At 53.5% G+C, this 19,829-nt stretch carries 15 protein-coding genes, 2 tRNA genes and 3 rRNA genes; 9 read left to right on the plus strand and 11 right to left on the minus strand.

What is annotated here, in order from left to right; all coding sequences use genetic code 11:
• Nucleotides 1-120 precede the first annotated feature (120 nt).
• The 3 genes from JQR90_RS18865 to JQR90_RS18875 all read left to right on the plus strand — a co-directional run bounded on the left by JQR90_RS18865 (nt 121) and on the right by JQR90_RS18875 (nt 5,250).
• Complete coding sequence (locus JQR90_RS18865) at nt 121-1,737, plus strand: hypothetical protein (protein ID WP_434140232.1); 1,617 nt, start codon at nt 121-123, stop codon at nt 1,735-1,737.
• 208 nt (nt 1,738-1,945) lie between these two features.
• Nucleotides 1,946-3,745 (plus strand): sensor histidine kinase, encoded by a 1,800-nt coding sequence (locus JQR90_RS18870; RefSeq protein ID WP_010796223.1) that lies wholly within the window; start codon nt 1,946-1,948, stop codon nt 3,743-3,745.
• Between the two features lie 86 nt (nt 3,746-3,831).
• The gene (locus JQR90_RS18875) at nt 3,832-5,250 is read left to right on the plus strand and encodes a sigma-54-dependent transcriptional regulator (RefSeq protein WP_010796224.1); all 1,419 of its coding nucleotides are present in this window, start codon (nt 3,832-3,834) and stop codon (nt 5,248-5,250) included.
• 150 nt (nt 5,251-5,400) lie between these two features.
• Here JQR90_RS18875 and rrf read toward each other — a convergent pair.
• The 5 genes from rrf to JQR90_RS18900 all read right to left on the minus strand — a co-directional run bounded on the left by rrf (nt 5,401) and on the right by JQR90_RS18900 (nt 10,569).
• Nucleotides 5,401-5,516, minus strand: a 5S ribosomal RNA gene (rrf, locus tag JQR90_RS18880).
• 119 nt (nt 5,517-5,635) lie between these two features.
• Nucleotides 5,636-8,526: ribosomal RNA gene (locus JQR90_RS18885) — 23S ribosomal RNA — on the minus strand.
• 249 nt (nt 8,527-8,775) lie between these two features.
• Nucleotides 8,776-8,851 (minus strand) — tRNA-Ala (locus tag JQR90_RS18890).
• Between the two features lie 6 nt (nt 8,852-8,857).
• Nucleotides 8,858-8,934, minus strand: a tRNA-Ile gene (locus tag JQR90_RS18895).
• Nucleotides 8,935-9,032: 98 nt separating this feature from the next.
• A 16S ribosomal RNA gene (locus tag JQR90_RS18900) occupies nt 9,033-10,569 on the minus strand.
• The 16S, 23S and 5S rRNA genes sit together here with 2 tRNA genes alongside, the layout of an rRNA operon.
• A 553-nt stretch (nt 10,570-11,122) precedes the next feature.
• Between JQR90_RS18900 and JQR90_RS18905 the strand changes: the two genes are divergently transcribed.
• The gene (locus JQR90_RS18905; RefSeq protein ID WP_244901219.1) at nt 11,123-11,644 is read left to right on the plus strand and encodes a lysozyme inhibitor LprI family protein; all 522 of its coding nucleotides are present in this window, start codon (nt 11,123-11,125) and stop codon (nt 11,642-11,644) included.
• A gap of 31 nt (nt 11,645-11,675) precedes the next feature.
• Here the strand turns inward: JQR90_RS18905 and JQR90_RS18910 are convergent, their stop codons facing one another.
• Nucleotides 11,676-11,987: an antibiotic biosynthesis monooxygenase family protein gene (locus tag JQR90_RS18910; protein WP_434140233.1), complete on the minus strand. Its 312-nt coding sequence runs from the start codon at nt 11,985-11,987 to the stop codon at nt 11,676-11,678.
• The gene (locus JQR90_RS18915) at nt 11,987-12,736 is read right to left on the minus strand and encodes a CTP synthase C-terminal region-related (seleno)protein (RefSeq protein ID WP_434140234.1); all 750 of its coding nucleotides are present in this window, start codon (nt 12,734-12,736) and stop codon (nt 11,987-11,989) included. The genes JQR90_RS18910 and JQR90_RS18915 overlap by 1 nt, the downstream gene beginning before the upstream one ends.
• A gap of 95 nt (nt 12,737-12,831) precedes the next feature.
• Here JQR90_RS18915 and JQR90_RS18920 point away from each other — a divergent pair, with 95 nt between their 5' ends.
• Both JQR90_RS18920 and JQR90_RS18925 read left to right on the plus strand, forming a co-directional pair.
• Nucleotides 12,832-13,725 carry a LysR family transcriptional regulator gene (locus JQR90_RS18920; protein ID WP_434140236.1) on the plus strand — a complete coding sequence of 298 codons (894 nt, stop codon included), beginning with the start codon at nt 12,832-12,834 and terminating at the stop codon, nt 13,723-13,725.
• Between the two features lie 252 nt (nt 13,726-13,977).
• On the plus strand, nt 13,978-14,193 hold the full coding sequence (locus JQR90_RS18925) for a hypothetical protein (protein WP_010796229.1): 216 nt from the start codon (nt 13,978-13,980) through the stop codon (nt 14,191-14,193).
• Between the two features lie 61 nt (nt 14,194-14,254).
• Here the strand turns inward: JQR90_RS18925 and JQR90_RS18930 are convergent, their stop codons facing one another.
• On the minus strand, nt 14,255-15,085 hold the full coding sequence (locus JQR90_RS18930; protein WP_122041291.1) for an NAD-dependent protein deacetylase: 831 nt from the start codon (nt 15,083-15,085) through the stop codon (nt 14,255-14,257).
• A gap of 235 nt (nt 15,086-15,320) precedes the next feature.
• Nucleotides 15,321-15,734, minus strand: coding sequence for a hypothetical protein (locus JQR90_RS18935; protein WP_037029850.1), 414 nt, complete (start codon nt 15,732-15,734; stop codon nt 15,321-15,323).
• On the opposite strand from JQR90_RS18935, the gene JQR90_RS18940 reads away from it, so the two are divergent.
• From JQR90_RS18940 to JQR90_RS18950, 3 genes are all read left to right on the plus strand, one after another.
• A complete protein-coding gene (locus JQR90_RS18940; RefSeq protein ID WP_010796231.1) occupies nt 15,733-16,410 on the plus strand; it encodes a response regulator transcription factor in 678 nt (225 codons plus the stop codon). The genes JQR90_RS18935 and JQR90_RS18940 overlap by 2 nt on opposite strands.
• The gene (locus JQR90_RS18945) at nt 16,407-17,795 is read left to right on the plus strand and encodes an ATP-binding protein (RefSeq protein WP_010796232.1); all 1,389 of its coding nucleotides are present in this window, start codon (nt 16,407-16,409) and stop codon (nt 17,793-17,795) included. Before JQR90_RS18940 ends, JQR90_RS18945 begins: the two co-directional genes overlap by 4 nt.
• Nucleotides 17,796-17,857: 62 nt before the next feature.
• Nucleotides 17,858-18,313, plus strand: coding sequence for a YiiD C-terminal domain-containing protein (locus JQR90_RS18950; RefSeq protein ID WP_010796233.1), 456 nt, complete (start codon nt 17,858-17,860; stop codon nt 18,311-18,313).
• Nucleotides 18,314-18,315: 2 nt separating this feature from the next.
• Here the strand turns inward: JQR90_RS18950 and cysQ are convergent, their stop codons facing one another.
• Nucleotides 18,316-19,152, minus strand: coding sequence for a 3'(2'),5'-bisphosphate nucleotidase CysQ (cysQ, locus tag JQR90_RS18955; RefSeq protein WP_010796234.1), 837 nt, complete (start codon nt 19,150-19,152; stop codon nt 18,316-18,318).
• 53 nt (nt 19,153-19,205) lie between these two features.
• Complete coding sequence (gene nudE, locus JQR90_RS18960) at nt 19,206-19,772, minus strand: ADP compounds hydrolase NudE (protein ID WP_010796235.1); 567 nt, start codon at nt 19,770-19,772, stop codon at nt 19,206-19,208.
• Nucleotides 19,773-19,829 lie beyond the last annotated feature (57 nt).

Genomic DNA, 19,829 nt, shown 5'->3' on the forward strand with positions numbered 1-19,829 from the left:
GCCTGCTGATATTGCCGTCCTGACATACGCATGGAATGCCTGCCACCTGCCGGGCTATCTCCGCTTGTTCATCTGCGCCCGGCTTTTGAAGACCTTTCAGCTATGCCAAAGGGGGTAAAGATGAAGAGTTTGGGTTATTCGTTGGAAACGGCCACGTATTCGGAGCAAAAACCTTTCTATTTAGGAATAGTGGCCGTCTGTATCTTATTGGCCATCTCTCTTTTTTTCAGGCTACATGATTTTGAGAAGGTAACAGGCTCCCAGAACCTAGAAGCGAGTTACCACGTCCTGATTACTCTGAATGCGTTAAACGAGTCCGATGTCACGCACCATTGGTATCTACCCACCATTTCGCTAGGCGAAGAAAAGGACAAGCACATCGCCTGGGGCGCGACCATTCCTACACGAACAGGTGATTACGTCTATACCAGTTTTACGCCCTATGGCTTTCTGGCACCCTACTTTGCATTGAAGGTATCGGGCCAGAATATATCGTTGGAAAGCCTGGCCTTTTTCAATTTTGTCCTGGGCTCGGTCATCACACTGCTGCTGTTTACCTTCTTGTTCAAGGTCCTTCGCTTCAATGGTCTGAACGCGTGGTCAACAGTCTCCGGCGCACTCATGGGTTGCGCGATTGGTATTTTCAGCCGTGAGGCTTTGCTTTCCCATGGCGTTATCTACTGGGTACAAAGCTTCTATCAGCTGATCCTGCTGTCTTCGCTGTTTGTCTTGTTCAAGTACTGCTCAGTGACCGATATACAGAGTCGTCAGCGCTACGCCTGGGCGCTTTGCGCGCTGGCCTTCTTCGGCGCATTAACCGAATGGACAGGATACTTCTTCAATTTCGGGCTGTTCTGCATTCTTTGGGTAAACACCCTGAGAATCGAGGGCTCACGGTGGCTATCCAAGAAAATCTGTATAGCCACTATCCTGGCAGGCGTTATCACTATCCTGCATTACAGTCTTGCTGCCGGTTTGCTGCCCACACTCAAAGCCTTCGCTAGACGCTTCCTGGCCCGTAGCGCGGGTGCCGGCAGTTTGTCCGATCTGCTGCATGCCTATGTGCTCTCCTATGGCTATTTCATCGCAGCCATGCTGATAACAGCGGCGGGACTCATCTGGCTGAAGAAAAGCCAGAGTACGTCAAACAGAGCATTATCGATTACGCTGGTGGTTCTCATCGCGGCCAGCGTACCGCTACTGGAAAACCTGATCATGCTTCAGCATGCCACGCAGTTTTCATTTGACCGTTTGAAGTTCATCTTCCCGGCAGCACTGCTGATTGGGTTGTCCTTGCTTTACTTCAGGACCAAAGGCAGAACCGTATTGGCAGGGCTGATCACCCTGGCAGCAATACAAGGCTGCATGACGTATAAGAAGGACATTAATAACTACGCGGCCTGGCCCCAGATTGATGAGCAAAACAAGCAGCTGGCATCGCTGGTCGAGCAGGAGCTGAATGTTAAATGTGCAGTGCTATCTACTGACATGAGCGTTCGCGGCTATGCAAACCTGCTCTTTCATCGGGGTATTTATGAGTTGCGACCGCAGCCAGCAGACTTTCGCAATGATCCGAGCAATTGTGGCGGGGTTTATCTGGAAGGCAGAGATTTTCAGGTCGACTTGCCTGAGTACACCAAGGCAACCATTACCGAGAAGGATAATCGCGTTGTGACTTTTGTGAAGGATCAAGGGCAGTGGCGGCGATTGGAACGGTTACAGCGACAGAAAGGATAAAGCCAGGCAGTTCTTAACCTGAATTATCCATGAGCGGCGCGGCTATTCCGCGGCAGGCGCGCCGTACGATATAACTGAAGTCATAATCAATCATTCTCCCTATCTTCTATATTTGCTGATCGTTCGGCTGGCAGCGAAGTCCTGTATCGACACCATAGGCCAGCGCATAATAGGAGCCATTATTTCACCGTGAGTGTGAGCAATATTTATGCTTCCCAACCGCCCTCGTTGGCGTACCTTGGCTGTATTGGCCCTTTTTCTTGCGCCCTTGCTTTGGCCCTTGCATTACGCGGCTCACAGATACTACAGCCAGCAATTGGCTGAGCAGAACCGACAAACGCTGGATCTCTACGTAGCGAACCTATTGGGTACGCTTCGGCGCTATGAAGTCTTACCGGATCTGCTGGGCGATATGCCCGCGCTTCGCGCCTCGCTGCATGATCCGGTCGATGCAGATACGCAAAGATCAGCTAATCAGTTGCTGGAGCGGATTCGGCAGCGTACCGGGGCAGACGTGATTTACCTGATGCGAGCCGACGGATACTGCCAAGCCACATCGAACTGGAATGAGCCGGACAGCTTTGTTGGGCGTGATTTTTCTTTCCGTCCGTATTATCAGGAAGCAATGCAGAACAAATCCGGTCGTTTCTTTGGACTTGGAACCACATCCGGTAAACGAGGCTACTATTTCGCAGCGCCCGTACATGATGGTGGAAACGTCATCGGAGTCGTGGTCGTCAAAGTAGACCTGGATGGCCCTGAAAAGCTCTGGGGACGAACGCCTGAACAACTCCTGGTCACCGACAGCTTTGGTGTAGTGATCCTGACCTCCCGCAATGAGTGGCGCTTTCGAGCCAGCCGCCCGTTGAATGATGAACAACGTGACGTTATCGCACGCAATCTGCCTTACCCCAGGGGCTCACTCGAACCCTTGGAAATTAGTGATAACCAGTGGCTAATCCAACAGCGCTTTCTAGATGAAATTGGCTGGACAGCACGAATCCTGGCTCCCCGTGATTTGCTTGAACGCCAGGTACGTAGCGTTCTATACATAGGAGGGGCGACATTACTGGCCCTGCTTCTCCTATTGGCCGTCATGACCTTAAGGCGTCGACATTATCTTGAGCGAATCGCATTGGATGCTCGGGCTAAGCGTGATCTGGAATTGAGCGTACAGGAGCGTACTCAGGACTTGCAGACGCTAAATCAACGTCTGCAACAGGAGGTGCACGATCGCGAGCAGGCTCAACGCGAACTTATGCGAGCACAAGATGAGGTTGTCCAAGCGGGGAAGCTGTCTGCTCTGGGCACCATGTCAGCCAGTATCAGCCATGAGCTGAACCAGCCGCTGGCGGCCATTCGCAGCTATGCCGAAAACGCGGCGGTCTTGCTGGATCATGGCCGAGTGGATGATGCCCGTGGCAATCTAAAGCTGATTGGCGAATTGACGACGCGCATGGCCAATATCATCTCCCACCTCAAGGCATATGCTCGTGGTGCACGAAGAGCACCAGAAAGCGTTGCGCTACAAGCGGCGCTGGAAGACTCGTTAGCATTACTGGCAGCCCGTCGGCGGGCCATGAATGTCGAGCTGATTCGGGATCTGCCTGACGCTCCATTATGGGTGCAAGCGGGTGAAACACGGCTACGCCAGATCATCAATAACCTGCTCACTAATGCTCTGGATGCATTGATAGAAAAAGGGCCACCTCGCCGACTTTGGCTGATTGCCAATCAGGATGAAAAAGGCGTGACACTGGTTATTCGTGACAATGGCCCAGGCTTTTCTGCTGAAGCACTGGCCAGAGCGCATGAGCCCTTTTTTACAACAAAGGCAACTACCCAGGGGCTTGGGCTGGGTCTTGCGATCTGCGATACATTGCTCCGTGCATTAGGTGGACATCTGCACCTATCCAATCATATGGAAGGCGGTGCCGAGGTTCGCCTGTTCTTATTAAACGGCAAGCCTGGCGTAGCATCAGTACCGCAAGAGGAAATGCGTGGCTGATCGCTCGGATCGCTCGGCTTATGCAAAACTTATGACGGCAACAATATTTCATTCGTGCTTAATGATGATCAGGTTTTAAATTACTCATGACGTCTCCTCTGCCTTTCGATACCAACAGCCAAGTGCTTTTGATCGACGACGACCCTCACCTTCGTCAGGCTTTAAGTCAGACACTAGACCTGGCAGGGCTTAAAGTTGTAACGCTTGCAGATGCGCGTACGCTGGACATGCAACTTGTACATGAATGGCCAGGCGTTGTAGTCAGCGATATCCGCATGCCTGGTATCGACGGTATTGAACTCCTAGGGCAATTACATAACCAGGACGCTGATCTGCCTGTCGTATTGATTACAGGACACGGCGATGTTCCATTGGCTGTTCAGGCCATGCGGGCAGGCGCCTATGATTTTTTAGAAAAGCCCTTTGCGAACGATGCCCTGCTTGATAGCGTGCGTCGTGCGTTGGAAGTTCGTCGCCTTGTACTCGAGAACCGCAGCCTTAGGCTGGCACTGGCTGAACGCAAGGAATTGCAGACCCGGCTGATTGGTCAAGCACCTAGCATGAGCCGCTTACGCGACCAAATCGGCGCGTTGGCCTCTACTCATGCTGATGTGCTCATTCTAGGAGAGACAGGAGCAGGCAAAGAGGTTGTTGCCCGGGCATTGCATGATCTTTCTACACGAAAAGGCGGGCCCTTTGTCGCTATTAATGCTGGCGCACTGGCCGAGTCGGTGGTAGAGAGCGAGCTTTTCGGCCATGAGCAAGGCGCATTCACAGGCGCCCAAAAACGACGCATCGGGAAGTTTGAGTACGCTAACGGCGGAACTGTCTTTCTAGATGAAATTGAAAGCATGAGCCTAGATGTTCAGGTCAAGCTATTGCGGTTGCTTCAAGAACGTGTTGTAGAAAGAGTTGGTTCCAATCAGCAGATACCGTTAGATATTCGAGTAATAGCTGCAACCAAAGAAGACCTGAGACAAGCGGCAGACCAAGGCCGCTTTCGAGCCGACCTTTATTACCGCTTAAACGTTGCCAGTCTGAAGATCCCGTCCCTTCGTGAGCGAAGCGAAGATATCCTGACACTCTTCCGTCACTTCAGCGAAGCAGCCGCAGCGCGGCATCATTTACCCTTACGGGAGCTGGATGGTTCACAGCGTGCTGCTCTCATGGGGCACCGCTGGCCTGGAAACGTTCGAGAGCTACAAAATGCAGCGGAACGGTTTGCACTGGGACTAGAGCTCGCTTTGGACAACCATGATGCTCATGGCTCTGCAGCTCCGTCCGCTCATGTTATGGAAATGCCAGGTTTGACCAGTAACCTGAGCGAGCAGGTGGAGTCATTCGAGCGGGCACTACTTGTGCAGGAGCTAAACCAATCACATGGCTCACTGCGCAGCATGGCGGAAGCGCTGGGGCTGCCACGCAAAACGCTTTCAGACAAGTTGAAAAAGCATGGCCTACATTTCAACGGTGGAGCAAGCGAAGATATTGAGCAGGGTTCTTAGCCTATAGGCTTCAAAACTTTTTAAGTATCTAAGGGCAGGCGTTGTGATACAGCCTCCCTTTTTAAGCTCGGGAAACAGCCCACCGCCGTTATTTCCTGCCACAAAAGCAAAACCCCCGGGCGGTTAGGCCTGGGGGTTTTGGGTATAGGTGCTTGACGATGACCTACTCTCACATGGGGAAACCCCACACTACCATCGGCGATGCATCGTTTCACTTCTGAGTTCGGAAAGGGATCAGGTGGTTCCAACGCTCTATGGTCGTCAAGCAATTCGGGTGGGGAACCGGTGTCTAGTCGTTTCCCCGAATGGGTATGTGATTGGTATTTTGCGGTTCAACCAAGCTTTCGGCTGGTCTTTACCAAACAACAGATTGTTTGGGTGTTATATGGTCAAGCCTCACGGGCAATTAGTATCGGTTAGCTCAACGCCTCACAGCGCTTACACACCCGACCTATCAACGTTGTAGTCTTCAACGGCCCTTCAGGAAGCTCGAGGCTCCAGTGAGATCTCATCTTGAGGCAAGTTTCCCGCTTAGATGCTTTCAGCGGTTATCTTTTCCGAACATAGCTACCCGGCAATGCCACTGGCGTGACAACCGGAACACCAGAGGTTCGTCCACTCCGGTCCTCTCGTACTAGGAGCAGCCCCTCTCAAATCTCAAACGTCCACGGCAGATAGGGACCGAACTGTCTCACGACGTTCTAAACCCAGCTCGCGTACCACTTTAAATGGCGAACAGCCATACCCTTGGGACCGGCTTCAGCCCCAGGATGTGATGAGCCGACATCGAGGTGCCAAACACCGCCGTCGATATGAACTCTTGGGCGGTATCAGCCTGTTATCCCCGGAGTACCTTTTATCCGTTGAGCGATGGCCCTTCCATACAGAACCACCGGATCACTAAGACCTACTTTCGTACCTGCTCGACGTGTCTGTCTCGCAGTCAAGCGCGCTTTTGCCTTTATACTCTGCGACCGATTTCCGACCGGTCTGAGCGCACCTTCGTACTCCTCCGTTACTCTTTAGGAGGAGACCGCCCCAGTCAAACTGCCCACCATACACTGTCCTCGATCCGGATAACGGACCAGAGTTAGAACCTCAAGCATGCCAGGGTGGTATTTCAAGGATGGCTCCACGAGAACTGGCGTCCTCGCTTCAAAGCCTCCCACCTATCCTACACAAGCAGGCTCAAAGTCCAGTGCAAAGCTACAGTAAAGGTTCACGGGGTCTTTCCGTCTAGCCGCGGATACACTGCATCTTCACAGCGATTTCAATTTCACTGAGTCTCGGGTGGAGACAGCGCCGCCATCGTTACGCCATTCGTGCAGGTCGGAACTTACCCGACAAGGAATTTCGCTACCTTAGGACCGTTATAGTTACGGCCGCCGTTTACCGGGGCTTCGATCAAGAGCTTCGCTTGCGCTAACCCCATCAATTAACCTTCCGGCACCGGGCAGGCGTCACACCCTATACGTCCACTTTCGTGTTTGCAGAGTGCTGTGTTTTTAATAAACAGTCGCAGCGGCCTGGTATCTTCGACCGGCATGGGCTTACGGAGCAAGTCCTTCACCCTCACCGGCGCACCTTCTCCCGAAGTTACGGTGCCATTTTGCCTAGTTCCTTCACCCGAGTTCTCTCAAGCGCCTTGGTATTCTCTACCCGACCACCTGTGTCGGTTTGGGGTACGATTTCTAATTACCTGAAGCTTAGAGGCTTTTCCTGGAAGCATGGCATCAACCACTTCCTCTTCATAAGAAGAGTCGTCATCAGCTCTCGGCCTTAACTGTCCGGATTTACCTAAACAGTCAGCCTACCGCCTTAAACTTGGACAACCAACGCCAAGCTGGCCTAGCCTTCTCCGTCCCCCCATCGCAGTAATTAGAAGTACAGGAATATTAACCTGTTTCCCATCGACTACGCCTTTCAGCCTCGCCTTAGGGGTCGACTCACCCTGCGTCGATTAACGTTGCGCAGGAACCCTTGGTCTTTCGGCGTGCGAGTTTTTCACTCGCATTGTCGTTACTCATGTCAGCATTCGCACTTCTGATACCTCCAGCAAGCTTCTCAACTCACCTTCACAGGCTTACAGAACGCTCCTCTACCGCTCATCTTGCGATGAACCCGTAGCTTCGGTGTGTAGTTTGAGCCCCGTTACATCTTCCGCGCAGGCCGACTCGACTAGTGAGCTATTACGCTTTCTTTAAAGGGTGGCTGCTTCTAAGCCAACCTCCTAGCTGTCTAAGCCTTCCCACATCGTTTACCACTTAACTACAACTTTGGGACCTTAGCTGACGGTCTGGGTTGTTTCCCTTTTCACGACGGACGTTAGCACCCGCCGTGTGTCTCCCATGCTTGCACTTCTGGGTATTCGGAGTTTGCATCGGTTTGGTAAGTCGGGATGACCCCCTAGCCGAAACAGTGCTCTACCCCCCAGAGTGATACATGAGGCGCTACCTAAATAGCTTTCGAGGAGAACCAGCTATCTCCGAGCTTGATTAGCCTTTCACTCCGATCCACAAGTCATCCCCTGCCTTTTCAACGGAAGTGGGTTCGGTCCTCCAGTCAGTGTTACCTAACCTTCAACCTGCTCATGGATAGATCGCCCGGTTTCGGGTCTATACCCAGCGACTAAAACGCCCTATTAAGACTCGCTTTCGCTACGCCTTCCCTATACGGTTAAGCTTGCCACTGAATATAAGTCGCTGACCCATTATACAAAAGGTACGCAGTCACCCAACAAAGTGGGCTCCCACTGCTTGTACGCATACGGTTTCAGGTTCTATTTCACTCCCCTCTCCGGGGTTCTTTTCGCCTTTCCCTCACGGTACTGGTTCACTATCGGTCAGTCAGTAGTATTTAGCCTTGGAGGATGGTCCCCCCATATTCAGACAACGTTTCACGTGCGCCGTCCTACTCGATTTCACTCAAAAGATCCTTTCACCTACGGGGCTATCACCCACTATGGCCGCACTTTCCAGAGCGTTCGGTTAAAATCAATTGAGCTTAAGGGCTAGTCCCCGTTCGCTCGCCACTACTTAGGGAATCTCGGTTGATTTCTTTTCCTCAGGGTACTTAGATGTTTCAGTTCCCCTGGTTCGCCTCTCACACCTATGGATTCAGTGTGAGATACCTGACTTATGTCAGGTGGGTTCCCCCATTCAGAGATCTCCGGATCACAGTCTATTTGCCGACTCCCCGAAGCTTATCGCAGGCTATCACGTCTTTCATCGCCTCTGACTGCCAAGGCATCCACCGTATGCGCTTATTCACTTGACCATATAACCCCAAAGAATCTGAAGTTATGTCTGGTTTGGAACACGACATTCGCCGAAAACTTGCGCTTGAACTCGCAAATTTACCTTGACCACATAGTCTGCAGTGAAACAGCCTATGTGTTCGTACTTCTATCACATACCCAAATTTTTAAAGAACAGTCTGAAAACAAAGTTCAGAAGTCAATGCTCCGACCCAACCCTTAAGGGGGGGGGGTAAGCACTCAGTTCTGAGCTTTAACGCGGTGTTAGATGGTGGAGCCAAGGAGGATCGAACTCCTGACCTCCTGCGTGCAAAGCAGGCGCTCTCCCAGCTGAGCTATGGCCCCATCGATTGGTGGGTCTGGGCAGATTCGAACTGCCGACCTCACCCTTATCAGGGGTGCGCTCTAACCAACTGAGCTACAGACCCAATCGTCTAACGCTTGAGTCTTGACTCATCTCGCGTCTTTATTTCAGTGAATCAAGCAATTCGTGTGGGAGCTTATGCCAAAGCTGGGATCTATCGATTAAGGAGGTGATCCAGCCGCAGGTTCCCCTACGGCTACCTTGTTACGACTTCACCCCAGTCATGAATCACACCGTGGTAACCGTCCTCCCGAAGGTTAGACTAGCTACTTCTGGTGCAACCCACTCCCATGGTGTGACGGGCGGTGTGTACAAGGCCCGGGAACGTATTCACCGTGACGTTCTGATTCACGATTACTAGCGATTCCGACTTCACGCAGTCGAGTTGCAGACTGCGATCCGGACTACGATCGGTTTTATGGGATTAGCTCCACCTCGCGGTTTGGCAACCCTTTGTACCGACCATTGTAGCACGTGTGTAGCCCAGGCCGTAAGGGCCATGATGACTTGACGTCATCCCCACCTTCCTCCGGTTTGTCACCGGCAGTCTCCTTAGAGTGCCCACCATGATGTGCTGGTAACTAAGGACAAGGGTTGCGCTCGTTACGGGACTTAACCCAACATCTCACGACACGAGCTGACGACAGCCATGCAGCACCTGTGTCAGAGTTCCCGAAGGCACCAATCCATCTCTGGAAAGTTCTCTGCATGTCAAGGCCTGGTAAGGTTCTTCGCGTTGCTTCGAATTAAACCACATGCTCCACCGCTTGTGCGGGCCCCCGTCAATTCATTTGAGTTTTAACCTTGCGGCCGTACTCCCCAGGCGGTCAACTTATTGCGTTAGCTGCGCCACTAAAGTCTCAAGGACCCCAACGGCTAGTTGACATCGTTTACGGCGTGGACTACCAGGGTATCTAATCCTGTTTGCTCCCCACGCTTTCGCACCTCAGTGTCAGTATCAGTCCAGGTGGTCGCCTTCGCCACTGGTGTTCCTTCCTATATCTACGCATTTCACCGCTACACAGGAAATTCCACCACCCTCTACCGTACTCTAGCCAGGCAGTTTTGGATGCAGTTCCCAGGTTGAGCCCGGGGATTTCACATTCAACTTACCAAGCCACCTACGCGCGCTTTACGCCCAGTAATTCCGATTAACGCTTGCACCCTCTGTATTACCGCGGCTGCTGGCACAGAGTTAGCCGGTGCTTATTCTGCTGGTAACGTCAAAGCTGCAACGTATTAGGTTACAACCCTTCCTCCCAGCTTAAAGTGCTTTACGACCCGAGGGCCTTCTTCACACACGCGGCATGGCTGGATCAGGCTTTCGCCCATTGTCCAATATTCCCCACTGCTGCCTCCCGTAGGAGTCTGGACCGTGTCTCAGTTCCAGTGTGACTGATCATCCTCTCAGACCAGTTACGGATCGTCGCCTTGGTGAGCCGTTACCCCACCAACTAGCTAATCCGACCTAGGCTCATCTGATAGCGTGAGGTCCGAAGATCCCCCACTTTCTCCCGTAGGACGTATGCGGTATTAGCGTTCCTTTCGAAACGTTGTCCCCCACTACCAGGCAGATTCCTAGGCATTACTCACCCGTCCGCCGCTGAATCAGAGAGCAAGCTCTCCTCATCCGCTCGACTTGCATGTGTTAGGCCTGCCGCCAGCGTTCAATCTGAGCCATGATCAAACTCTTCAGTTCAAACATATCCGGGTTTTGAGAAAACCCTAAACTTGGCTCAGCAATCGCAAATAAACTCTCGAATTCACGAGTGTTACTTGTCTTGCTGATAATCTTGTCGATCCATCAGTCTTACAGCACAAGCACCCACACGAATTGCTTGATTCAACTTGTTAAAGAGCGGTTGGTTAAGACCTTGTCTCAACCGAGGCGCGCATTCTACGCTAACCTCTTGTCCTGTCAAGCATTTTGTTCAACCGGTCTAACCTGCTGAACTGCTTGCCGGACCTGCCGGATCAGGAAACCTGTTCTGGCAGCGGGAGGCGTATTCTACACAAGCCCAGGGGCTTGTCAACTACCGCTTCCCTCTTTCCGCCTCTGCCAGACCGGAGGCCTGACCCTGACTAAACAGCTAAACCATTGATCTACAAGGCTTTTTGCTGTTCCGTTGCAGCGGAAGTGGGGCGCATTATAGACCCCTCCGCTCACAGGTCAAGCTTTATTTGAACAGGATTCGATAAAATCCTATATATAGCTTCCAGACTGCCTCAAGGTGTTACTACACGCGTTTCTTATGGATGTACCGAGCTTCTCTTTCAGGACGTCTGATTCATACCACTTTAATAGTATCCCTATTGTGTATCACCAGATCCTTTGGAAAAGCAGCACGCCAACAAGCGAGGAATACATGAGGTTCTACCTATTTGCTTTTGGACTTACCGCTCTTGTTGCCTTTCAACCGGCATTTGCAATGGATGAAGAGGATTACTCGGCTACCTTTAATACGTGCCTTGATGAGTCCAAAGGCACTACCAGAGACATGCTGAGCTGTATATCTGCCGAAACAAAGCTTCAGGATACTCGGCTAAATGAAGCCTATCAGAACACGATGGCTACCTTTAGCGATCCACAGAAAGCCAAGCTCAAAGAGACTCAACGGTTGTGGATCAAATATCGAGACGCCAACTGTAGCCTTTATACTAATGCAACAGGCGGTACGATTGATGCGCTGAATACGGCATCCTGCCTATTGGATATGACCAAAGCTCGTGCTGATGAGCTGAGCCGTTTTACAGAGCAGGACCCCTCTCTTTAAGTTGGCCGCACGTGGTCTCTTGTGTTTGCTTTTATAAAGAGTAAGCACGCTCCACTTTTACGATCTGCACACTGTACCCTTCGTACCACTTGGTGCGTCCCTGCCAGCGCGCCTGCTGGTGCTCAGGCTGATCTTTCCATGCCTTTATGGCCTTTTCATCGGTCCAATAAGAAATGGTGATTCCAGTACCGTTCTCGCCTCTTACGGAAACGACGCCTAGAAACCCTGGCTGTCTTTTGGCCAATTTGAGCATCTGCTCGGCTGTTTCCTCATAGCCATCTTTTTGAGCACTTTGCTTGGAAACAAAAATGACTGCGTAGCATGGCGGAGAGGGAAGGCTCACTATTTGTTCCTCCCTGACGAAACGGCATGAGTGGCAGAGGCTTTTATAAAGGCTTTAACAAGGGGAGGCAGACGTCCCTTCAAGGCCTGACGCTCGGATTGAAAGAGTGTTGCAATAAAGAAGGGATGATCATGCAGTTCGACCGCCCTCACCTCTCCAGCAGCATTGTGTCCGACGGCCTTAAGCTTGCCCGACAAGATCTCTAGCCCGACCGCTGTATTAAGACCATATGCACAGCGGTATTCCTCGTAGCTTTCTATAGCACCATACGCTTCGGATATACGTGAGCTGGAAGTGAATCCTACCTGCTCACCTCTTTCTATCAGTGCACAGGCTAGCGGAGAGACTATCGGGTCATCGCGTTCCGGTGCTGTTTCAGCATGCGCTGCGTTGGCCCGGTTCAGCTCATTGCGTGCATATTCGATCAATGCATACTGAAATCCTGCGCAGCTGCCTAAAAACGGGAGTGCGTGATTTCTGGCGTAGCGAATAGCAGATAGCGCACCTTCTTCATTGTCATACGGGCTTCCAGGCGTGCACCAAACGCCATTAGCTTCTTCGAAAGTCGTTTCTTCTATATTAGCTGTAGCGATCCACTCGAATACCAAAGGAATATTCAGAGCGGCTTGAGCCAAGTGCAACGCCTGGATGATGGCTTGGTGCGCCTTGATCTCAGGGTTGTAGTCACCTACCAGCGCAACCCGAACGCTTTGCCTACCTGATATAAGGTTTTTCACCGGTGCGCTCATAGACTTCTCCTCTATAGTTTTGCTTCTTGGGCAGGCACTATAAAAAGAGACCCTGTTGACCACTATTGGCGCCTCGGCAGACTGTCCTTGCACATATGCACAATCGACTCAACTATTCTGATCTTACGCTGATTCTTGCCTTGGTAAGGGGGGGCTCGCTTTCACGTGCTGCCGAGCGGCTTCGCGTAGACGTGTCTACCGTATTTCGCTCTATCAGGCGTCTTGAGGCGTCATTAGGGCTTGAGTTATTTGAGAAGAAACGGACCGGCTACTTACCTACGCCCACCGCCTTGCTGTTAGCGGATCAAGCCGAACGGGCTGAGCATGCCCTGGACAATGCGCGGGCCAGTCTTTTGGAAGCCGACTCCATTGCGGGCACCGTACAACTGACCTGTACCGAATCCGTACTGGCAAATCTTGTGGCCCCGGCGCTTGGAGATGTCTTACCAGACTATCCGCAGCTGATGCTGGAAATATCGACATCCGACGGTTTCGCTGACTTGAGCCGGCGGGATGCCGACATCGCTATACGGCTGACGAAAACACCGCCGGAACACCTTGTAGGTCGCTGCCTGGGAAAAGTGCCGTATGCCTTGTATGGACATACGTCTTATCTAAGTCAGATTCAGGATAAGCCGTGGGATGCGCTGACCTGGATATCACTCGATGACTCTTTCAGCGATCACCCCACCGTCACGTGGCGCACGCTTAACTATCCAACCCTCATCCCAAGGTATCGCTGCCAGAGCATACATGCCGTTACGCAGCTGGTGCGCTCAGGATTAGGCGTTGCCATCTTGCCCTGCTTTGTATTGCAAACAGCTCCCGAACTCTGCCCGTTAAGCGCTCCCTTGATCCATTGCGAAAGTGAGCTCTGGATTCTCATACGGGCAGGTGGTCGTGTATTGCAGCCAGTGCATACCCTTTACAGGGCCTTAAGCGAGACCATCTCTCTGAATCAGAACGGCAAGCGACCGACTCACTTATGAAGGCCCAGCATCCTTTAACCGGATCACTGTAGCCAAGGTTCCGCGACATAAATGTGAGGCGAAACGCTGCGCAAAAGAGGCCTTTAAATGCCATTGGTCGCCGAGGCACACCAAGAGTCAGTCTATATGCTCGCCGCATCAGATTTTATAGTTTGATTAATGTAGGCTGTGCGCCTCTTGGTTAATGGTGCGCTGTAACCCTGCTCGACACCAAGCCAACATACTTTGCTCATTTATGGAAAGCTTGCCGCTATGGCTCAATCAAATTCCTGCTTATCCGCACAGCAAGAAATTGACTCTCTGCTGGATCATTTACAGGCCGCCAATGATTTGATCGAGCACGCACTCGCCATGATTGCTCAAGTTCATCGTGGCGAAAAAAGCCCTGAAGAACTCAAGCCACTGCGCGATGCATTCAGCTCGGTGATCAGTCTGCAAACGCCTGAACGCTTCGCCATTCGGCATTAAAGAGTTGCGGTCAATCTGCTTTATTGAAAGGCGCCTCTGGCGCCTTTCTCTTGCCTGACCATTAAGGTTGCGCCATCAGCCAGGGCAGCACCTCCTGACAGGGTTGCTCAACCTTCAATGTGCATATCGTATCGGCGCGCGTCTTGCCGATATTGATCAGAATAAGAGGCCTGCCAAGCTCTACGATCAACTTGCATAGCCGAAAGCTCGAATAGGCCATCAGGGACGTACCTATTGCAACCAGCGCATCGGCATGCCGAACACCCTCCCATGCTGCCTCCGCCTCATGTGCAGGCACGCCTTCACCAAAGAATACGACATCCGGCTTGAGCCATTCACTGCCGCAACAGGGGCAACCCGCCAGGCGAAAGCCTTCAAGATAGGACGCTGCGAGATGGGCATCGCCATCAGGTGCCAGGACAGCATCGATACCCTGTACATTCGGATTAAGCGCCCTCAGCTCGTTCTGGACGTCCTCGCGCCACATGCGGTTGCCGCAATCCATGCACACGACTCGGTGCAGGTTGCCATGCAGCTCCGTAACATGGTGACTGCCAGCCTTCCCGTGCAGCGCATCTACATTCTGCGTAACGATGCCCGAAATTCGCCGCCCCGCCTCCAATTCAGCCAGTGCCTTGTGCGTGGCATTGGGCATGGCATCACGCACGGCGGGCCAACCTACCATGCTACGGGCCCAATATCGTTTTCGAGCCTCAGGGGAGTTCATGAACTCCTGAAACATCATGGGTGCCCTGCCCCGGCGCACGCCATTGACGTCGCGGTAATCTGGGATACCCGATGCGGTGCTGATACCCGCGCCTGTCAATATCAGCGGTTGATAGCGGTAGATAAGCGCTTTCAGATCAGACAGCTCGGTTTCAAAATCAGGCATGACGGCATCTATATCGTCTAGTAGTGGATTAGCTTAGGCGATAACTCTGAACGCCAGCCTTGATAGACAGGAGCCGGCCAGCTTCAGTGCGCCTTTAACAAGAATGCCGTTGTCTCGCTGTAAAAGATGACCATTGGTCGCCCTTTGGTTCAAAAAACGTCGATCTCGTATCGTTCAGCTCTTGTTCAGCACGGATTCAGAAAGCATTCAGCCACCCTGGCGTAGTCTGAAACTGTCAGAAGATGCTCCAGTGAGGAGGCCCGATCATGATGTATCCCCAGCTGGCTGTTGCGTTCCCCGCTCCGATCGACGCAGCCAGTTCACATGCATCGGTAACCTCCTCATGTTCTTCGGCGATGTTCCTTGCAGCTCCATTGTGCACAGGCCAGTTCATCCCTGGTGGTGCATAGCCACTTTCCCCAGTGGCAGTTTCTCGATCCCCATGAAGTGCTCCTGACCTCTCCCCATCGGAGAGGTTTTTTTTGTCTGATACAAATGACGCATATCCAGAAACCTTTCCTTTATCCTCCTTTATCGAGTACTTGCCCTGATAGAGGGGCACATCACTTACCGTATTGGTCAGAAGTCGAGGATAATGCCCTATCGATTCGAGTTGACCTTTGTTTGCCGAACATTCAGGAACACCCATGAAAATTCTCGTCGTCGAAGACGAAAACCTGCTCCGTCACCACCTCAAGGTGCGCCTTAGCGAAGCTGGGCATGTGGTCAATGCCGTAGGCAATGCCGAGGAAGCCCTTTATAACGCACGCGAATTCCACCATGACCTGGCGATTGTGGACCTGGGTCTGCCCGGCATGAGCGGTCTTGATCTGATCCGTCAGCTTCGCACTCAGGGCATGGCCCTGCCGATTCTGATCCTTACTGCTCGCGGTAGCTGGCAGGACAAGGTGGAAGGCTTGGGCGCTGGTGCCGACGACTATGTCGTCAAGCCGTTTCAGTTCGAAGAGCTGGAAGCGCGCCTGAATGTATTGCTGCGCCGCTCGGCCGGCTTCATCCAACCCAGCATCAAGGCCGGTAATCTGCGTCTGGACCTTGGTCGCCAGCAGGCCTTCAACGAAGAGCAGCCTCTGCAGCTGACGGCTTATGAATATCGCCTGCTTGAATACCTCATGCGCAACCATCAGCAGGTCATCACGAAAGAGCGCCTCATGGAGCAGCTCTACGACGATGACGGCGAGCATGACAGCAATGTCATCGAGGTACTGGTTGGCCGTCTGCGACGCAAGCTGGAAGCGTCATGCGGTATGCAGCCCATCGAGACCGTCCGCGGACGTGGATATCTGTTTACCGAGCGCTGCCAATGATTCGATCGTTCCGCCTGCGCCTGCTATTGAGTGCGGCGCTTCTGGTCATCATTTGCCTGGGCTTGATGATCCCAGCCATTGGCAAGGCGTTTGATGGGACGGTAGAAAACTTTGTGGCGGCGCGCCTTGAGGCTAACGCCAACACGTTGATTGGTGCGGCCCGGGCCATTGATGGGCGTCTGGCGATGCCGGAGATGATTGCAGAGGAGGTCTTTGACCGTCCGCAATCGCCGATTCTGGGTTATGTGTACGACCAGAACGGTCGTCTGCTATGGCGCTCCCGCTCCGCTGTACGCGAGCGTCCCAACTACCGGCCCACCTTCGACGGGACCGGCGTTAAATTGGTCAAGACTACGGATGACGAGGGGCGCGGCTTTTTCGTCTTTGACCGAGAGGTCTTGCTGGGCAACCCGCCCGTAGCAGGCTTCAGTATCGTCACCATGCAGCCGGCCGAGGAATACGATCGCCTGCGCAGCGGCTTTATGCACCAGGTTACGCTCTGGCTGAGCGGAGTGTTATTCGCTCTTCTGATTTTTCTGGCCGTGGGACTGCACTGGAGCCTGCGTCCACTGCACCGTTTGAGCCGCCAGCTGGATGCTATCGAGACTGACCAGCGCGATCTGCTCGACGAGAAGAATGTACCTAGCGAGATTAGCCGCCTGATCCGCTCCCTCAATCGCCTTCTCGATTTCGAGCGACTGCAACGGGAGCGCTATCGCGATACGCTGGGTGATCTGGCCCATAGCCTGAAGACCCCACTGGCCGTTCTGCAGGGTGTGACAGAAGACCTGCGCCGAAAACCCAGCCTGGAGCAGGAGGTGTCTGCGCTTCAGGTTCAGATTGAGCGCATGAATCAACAGGTTGTTTTCCAGCTGCAACGTGCCACACGGCGCGGTGCGGTATTGAGCCGGCCACTGGAACTGCAGCCGCTCGTGGAGTCCTTGTTCAGTACGTTGGACAAGGTGTACGCCGAGAAGAAAGTCCAGGCGTCACTGCATTTCCCGCCGGGTATGAAAGTTCAGGCGGAGGAAGCCGCCATGCTGGAAGTCTTTGGTAACCTGCTGGAGAACGGTTATCGCCTGTGCCTGACTCAAGTACAGGTCAGCGCTGAGTTCATCGACGACAGCTGGATCATCGATATCGAGGATGATGGCCCCGGCATTCCAGCCGAGCGACGCGAGACCGTCCTGCGGCGAGGCGTACGCATCGACAGCCGTCACCCTGGTCAAGGCATCGGACTGGCCGTCGTGCAGGATATCCTTGAAGGCTACCGTAGCGCCCTGACGATTGACGATTCTTCGTTAGGTGGTGCTCGTTTTCGCTTCCGTCTGCCGAGTGTCTCCCCTGAACGTCCCCGATTAGGGCACAATGAAGTCCGGACGTGACTTGCAAGTCAATGTTTGCGTCTGCCCTGTTACCCCCGCCATTTGCTCTATAGGACCCCGGCATGGAACGCGATTGCCGCCACCTGGAATCACTGCTGTACCGCGATATCCCGATCACTCAGGCCCTTGGCCTACAGGTGAAGAGTTGGGAAGCGCATTCCCTGCGTCTGCATGCGCCGCTCGATGCTAACGTCAATCATGCCCACACGATGTTTGGTGGAAGCCTCTATTGCATCGCCGTACTGGCGGGCTGGGGCTGGCTCTACCTGCGCCTGCGCGAAGCAGGCCTGGAAGAAGAAGGCCATATCGTGATTCAGGAAGGTCAGATTGCCTATCCGCTGCCTGTGACCACAGACGCCATTGCGCTGTGCGATGCGCCGGACGAGCGTGACTGGCAGCGTTTCGAGACCATGTTCCGCCGTCGCGGTCGTGGCCGCTTGACGTTGCACTCACGTATTCTGGCCGCCAACGGTGAAGACGGCGTGCGCTTCACCGGGCAGTACGTGCTGCACAAGTAATATCAGGCCTGGCGGGATGCCAGCTCAACGAGCGTGTCCCGCCAATGTGCCTCGGCCGGCAAGGCCAGGAAGTAGGGATTGAGAAAATCTTCCCTCGCCTCATATGTCAGTGGCTCACCGTTCAGGTTGAGTACGACGCCACCTGCCCCTTCCAGGACGCCCTGAGCCGCTGCCGTGTCCCATTGAGAGGTTGGCGCCAGTCGGGGATAGCAGTCCGCCGCACCTTCAGCCAGCAGACAGAACTTCAGCGAGCTGCCGACATTGGCCAGCTTGATCTCGCCCATATGCTCACCCAGCCCAGCCAGAAGTCGCTCCTGAGTAGGACTGCTGTGTCGGCGGCTGGCAACGACGGTAAAGCCTTGTACAGGTGTAGGCCGGACATTGATCTCTTCGCCGTCCTCTCCCCGTATACGCCAGGCGCCCATTTCTGTTCCGCCACAGTAATACAGGTCACGGGTGGGCACACCGACCACACCAAACACAACGCGCCCCTCTTCCACCAAGGCGATGTTGACGGTGAACTCCTCGCTGCCGGAGATGAACTCCTTAGTGCCATCCAGCGGATCGACGACCCACCAGCAGCGCCAGCGGGCACGCTCCTCCAGCGAGATATCACACGCTTCCTCCGAGAGTACCGGAATGTCCGGGGTCAGCGCGGCCAAACCTTCGCTGATGATGCGGTGGGCAGCTAGATCAGCGGCGGTAACCGGCGAGGCGTCGGCCTTTTCCGTCACGGCCACGTCATTGCGCCAGAAAGGAAGGATTGCGGCACCGGCCTGGCGGACCAGGTCGACAACGTTGAGCACCAGCGGTGCGGTAATGGAGACGGGCACCATCATAAAAACCTCCACAGGCAGATGAGGCCGCCTCAATAACGACCGCACAGTAAATGTCAGGCGACGAACTCGCCACGCTGGATCAACAGATCCCGCACTAAATAGAGCGCAGCCAATGCGCGTCCTTCGGTAAACCGGGGATTATCCATCAGACTGAATAGCTCGCGTAGGCTGATCTTGTCTACCTCGATCGGTTCGGGCTCATCGCCCTGCAAACGCTCGGGATAAAGATCGCGCGCCAACACGACATGAATTTTCTGATTCATGTAGCCGGGCGACAGAGAGAGCTGCGTCAGATATTCGAGCTGGCGGGCACCGTAACCGGCTTCTTCTTTGAGCTCACGGTTAGCGCCCTCCAGTACGGTCTCGTCCATCTCGACAAGCCCCTTGGGCAGGGACAGCTGATAATCTTCGGTGCCGCCACAGTATTCTTCAATCAACAGGGCATGCTCGTTGTCCAGCATGGCCACGACCATGACCGCGCCCGGGCCGGTCCCCTTGTTGGCCAGTCGTTCATAGGTGCGCTCTTCACCATTGGAAAAGCGCAGCTCGACTTCTTCAACCGTGAAAAGACGACTCTTGGCAACGATCTGCCGGGCAAGCACAGCGGGTTTCTGGCGCATAAACGGCTCCTGAGCGAATCGGGTCGGCTATCATAACGCGCCTTGTTTAATAATCCG

The organism is Pseudomonas sp. JZ114, from assembly GCF_051027705.1.
In the GTDB taxonomy this organism is placed as follows: Bacteria; Pseudomonadota; Gammaproteobacteria; order Pseudomonadales; family Pseudomonadaceae; genus Chryseomonas; species Chryseomonas luteola.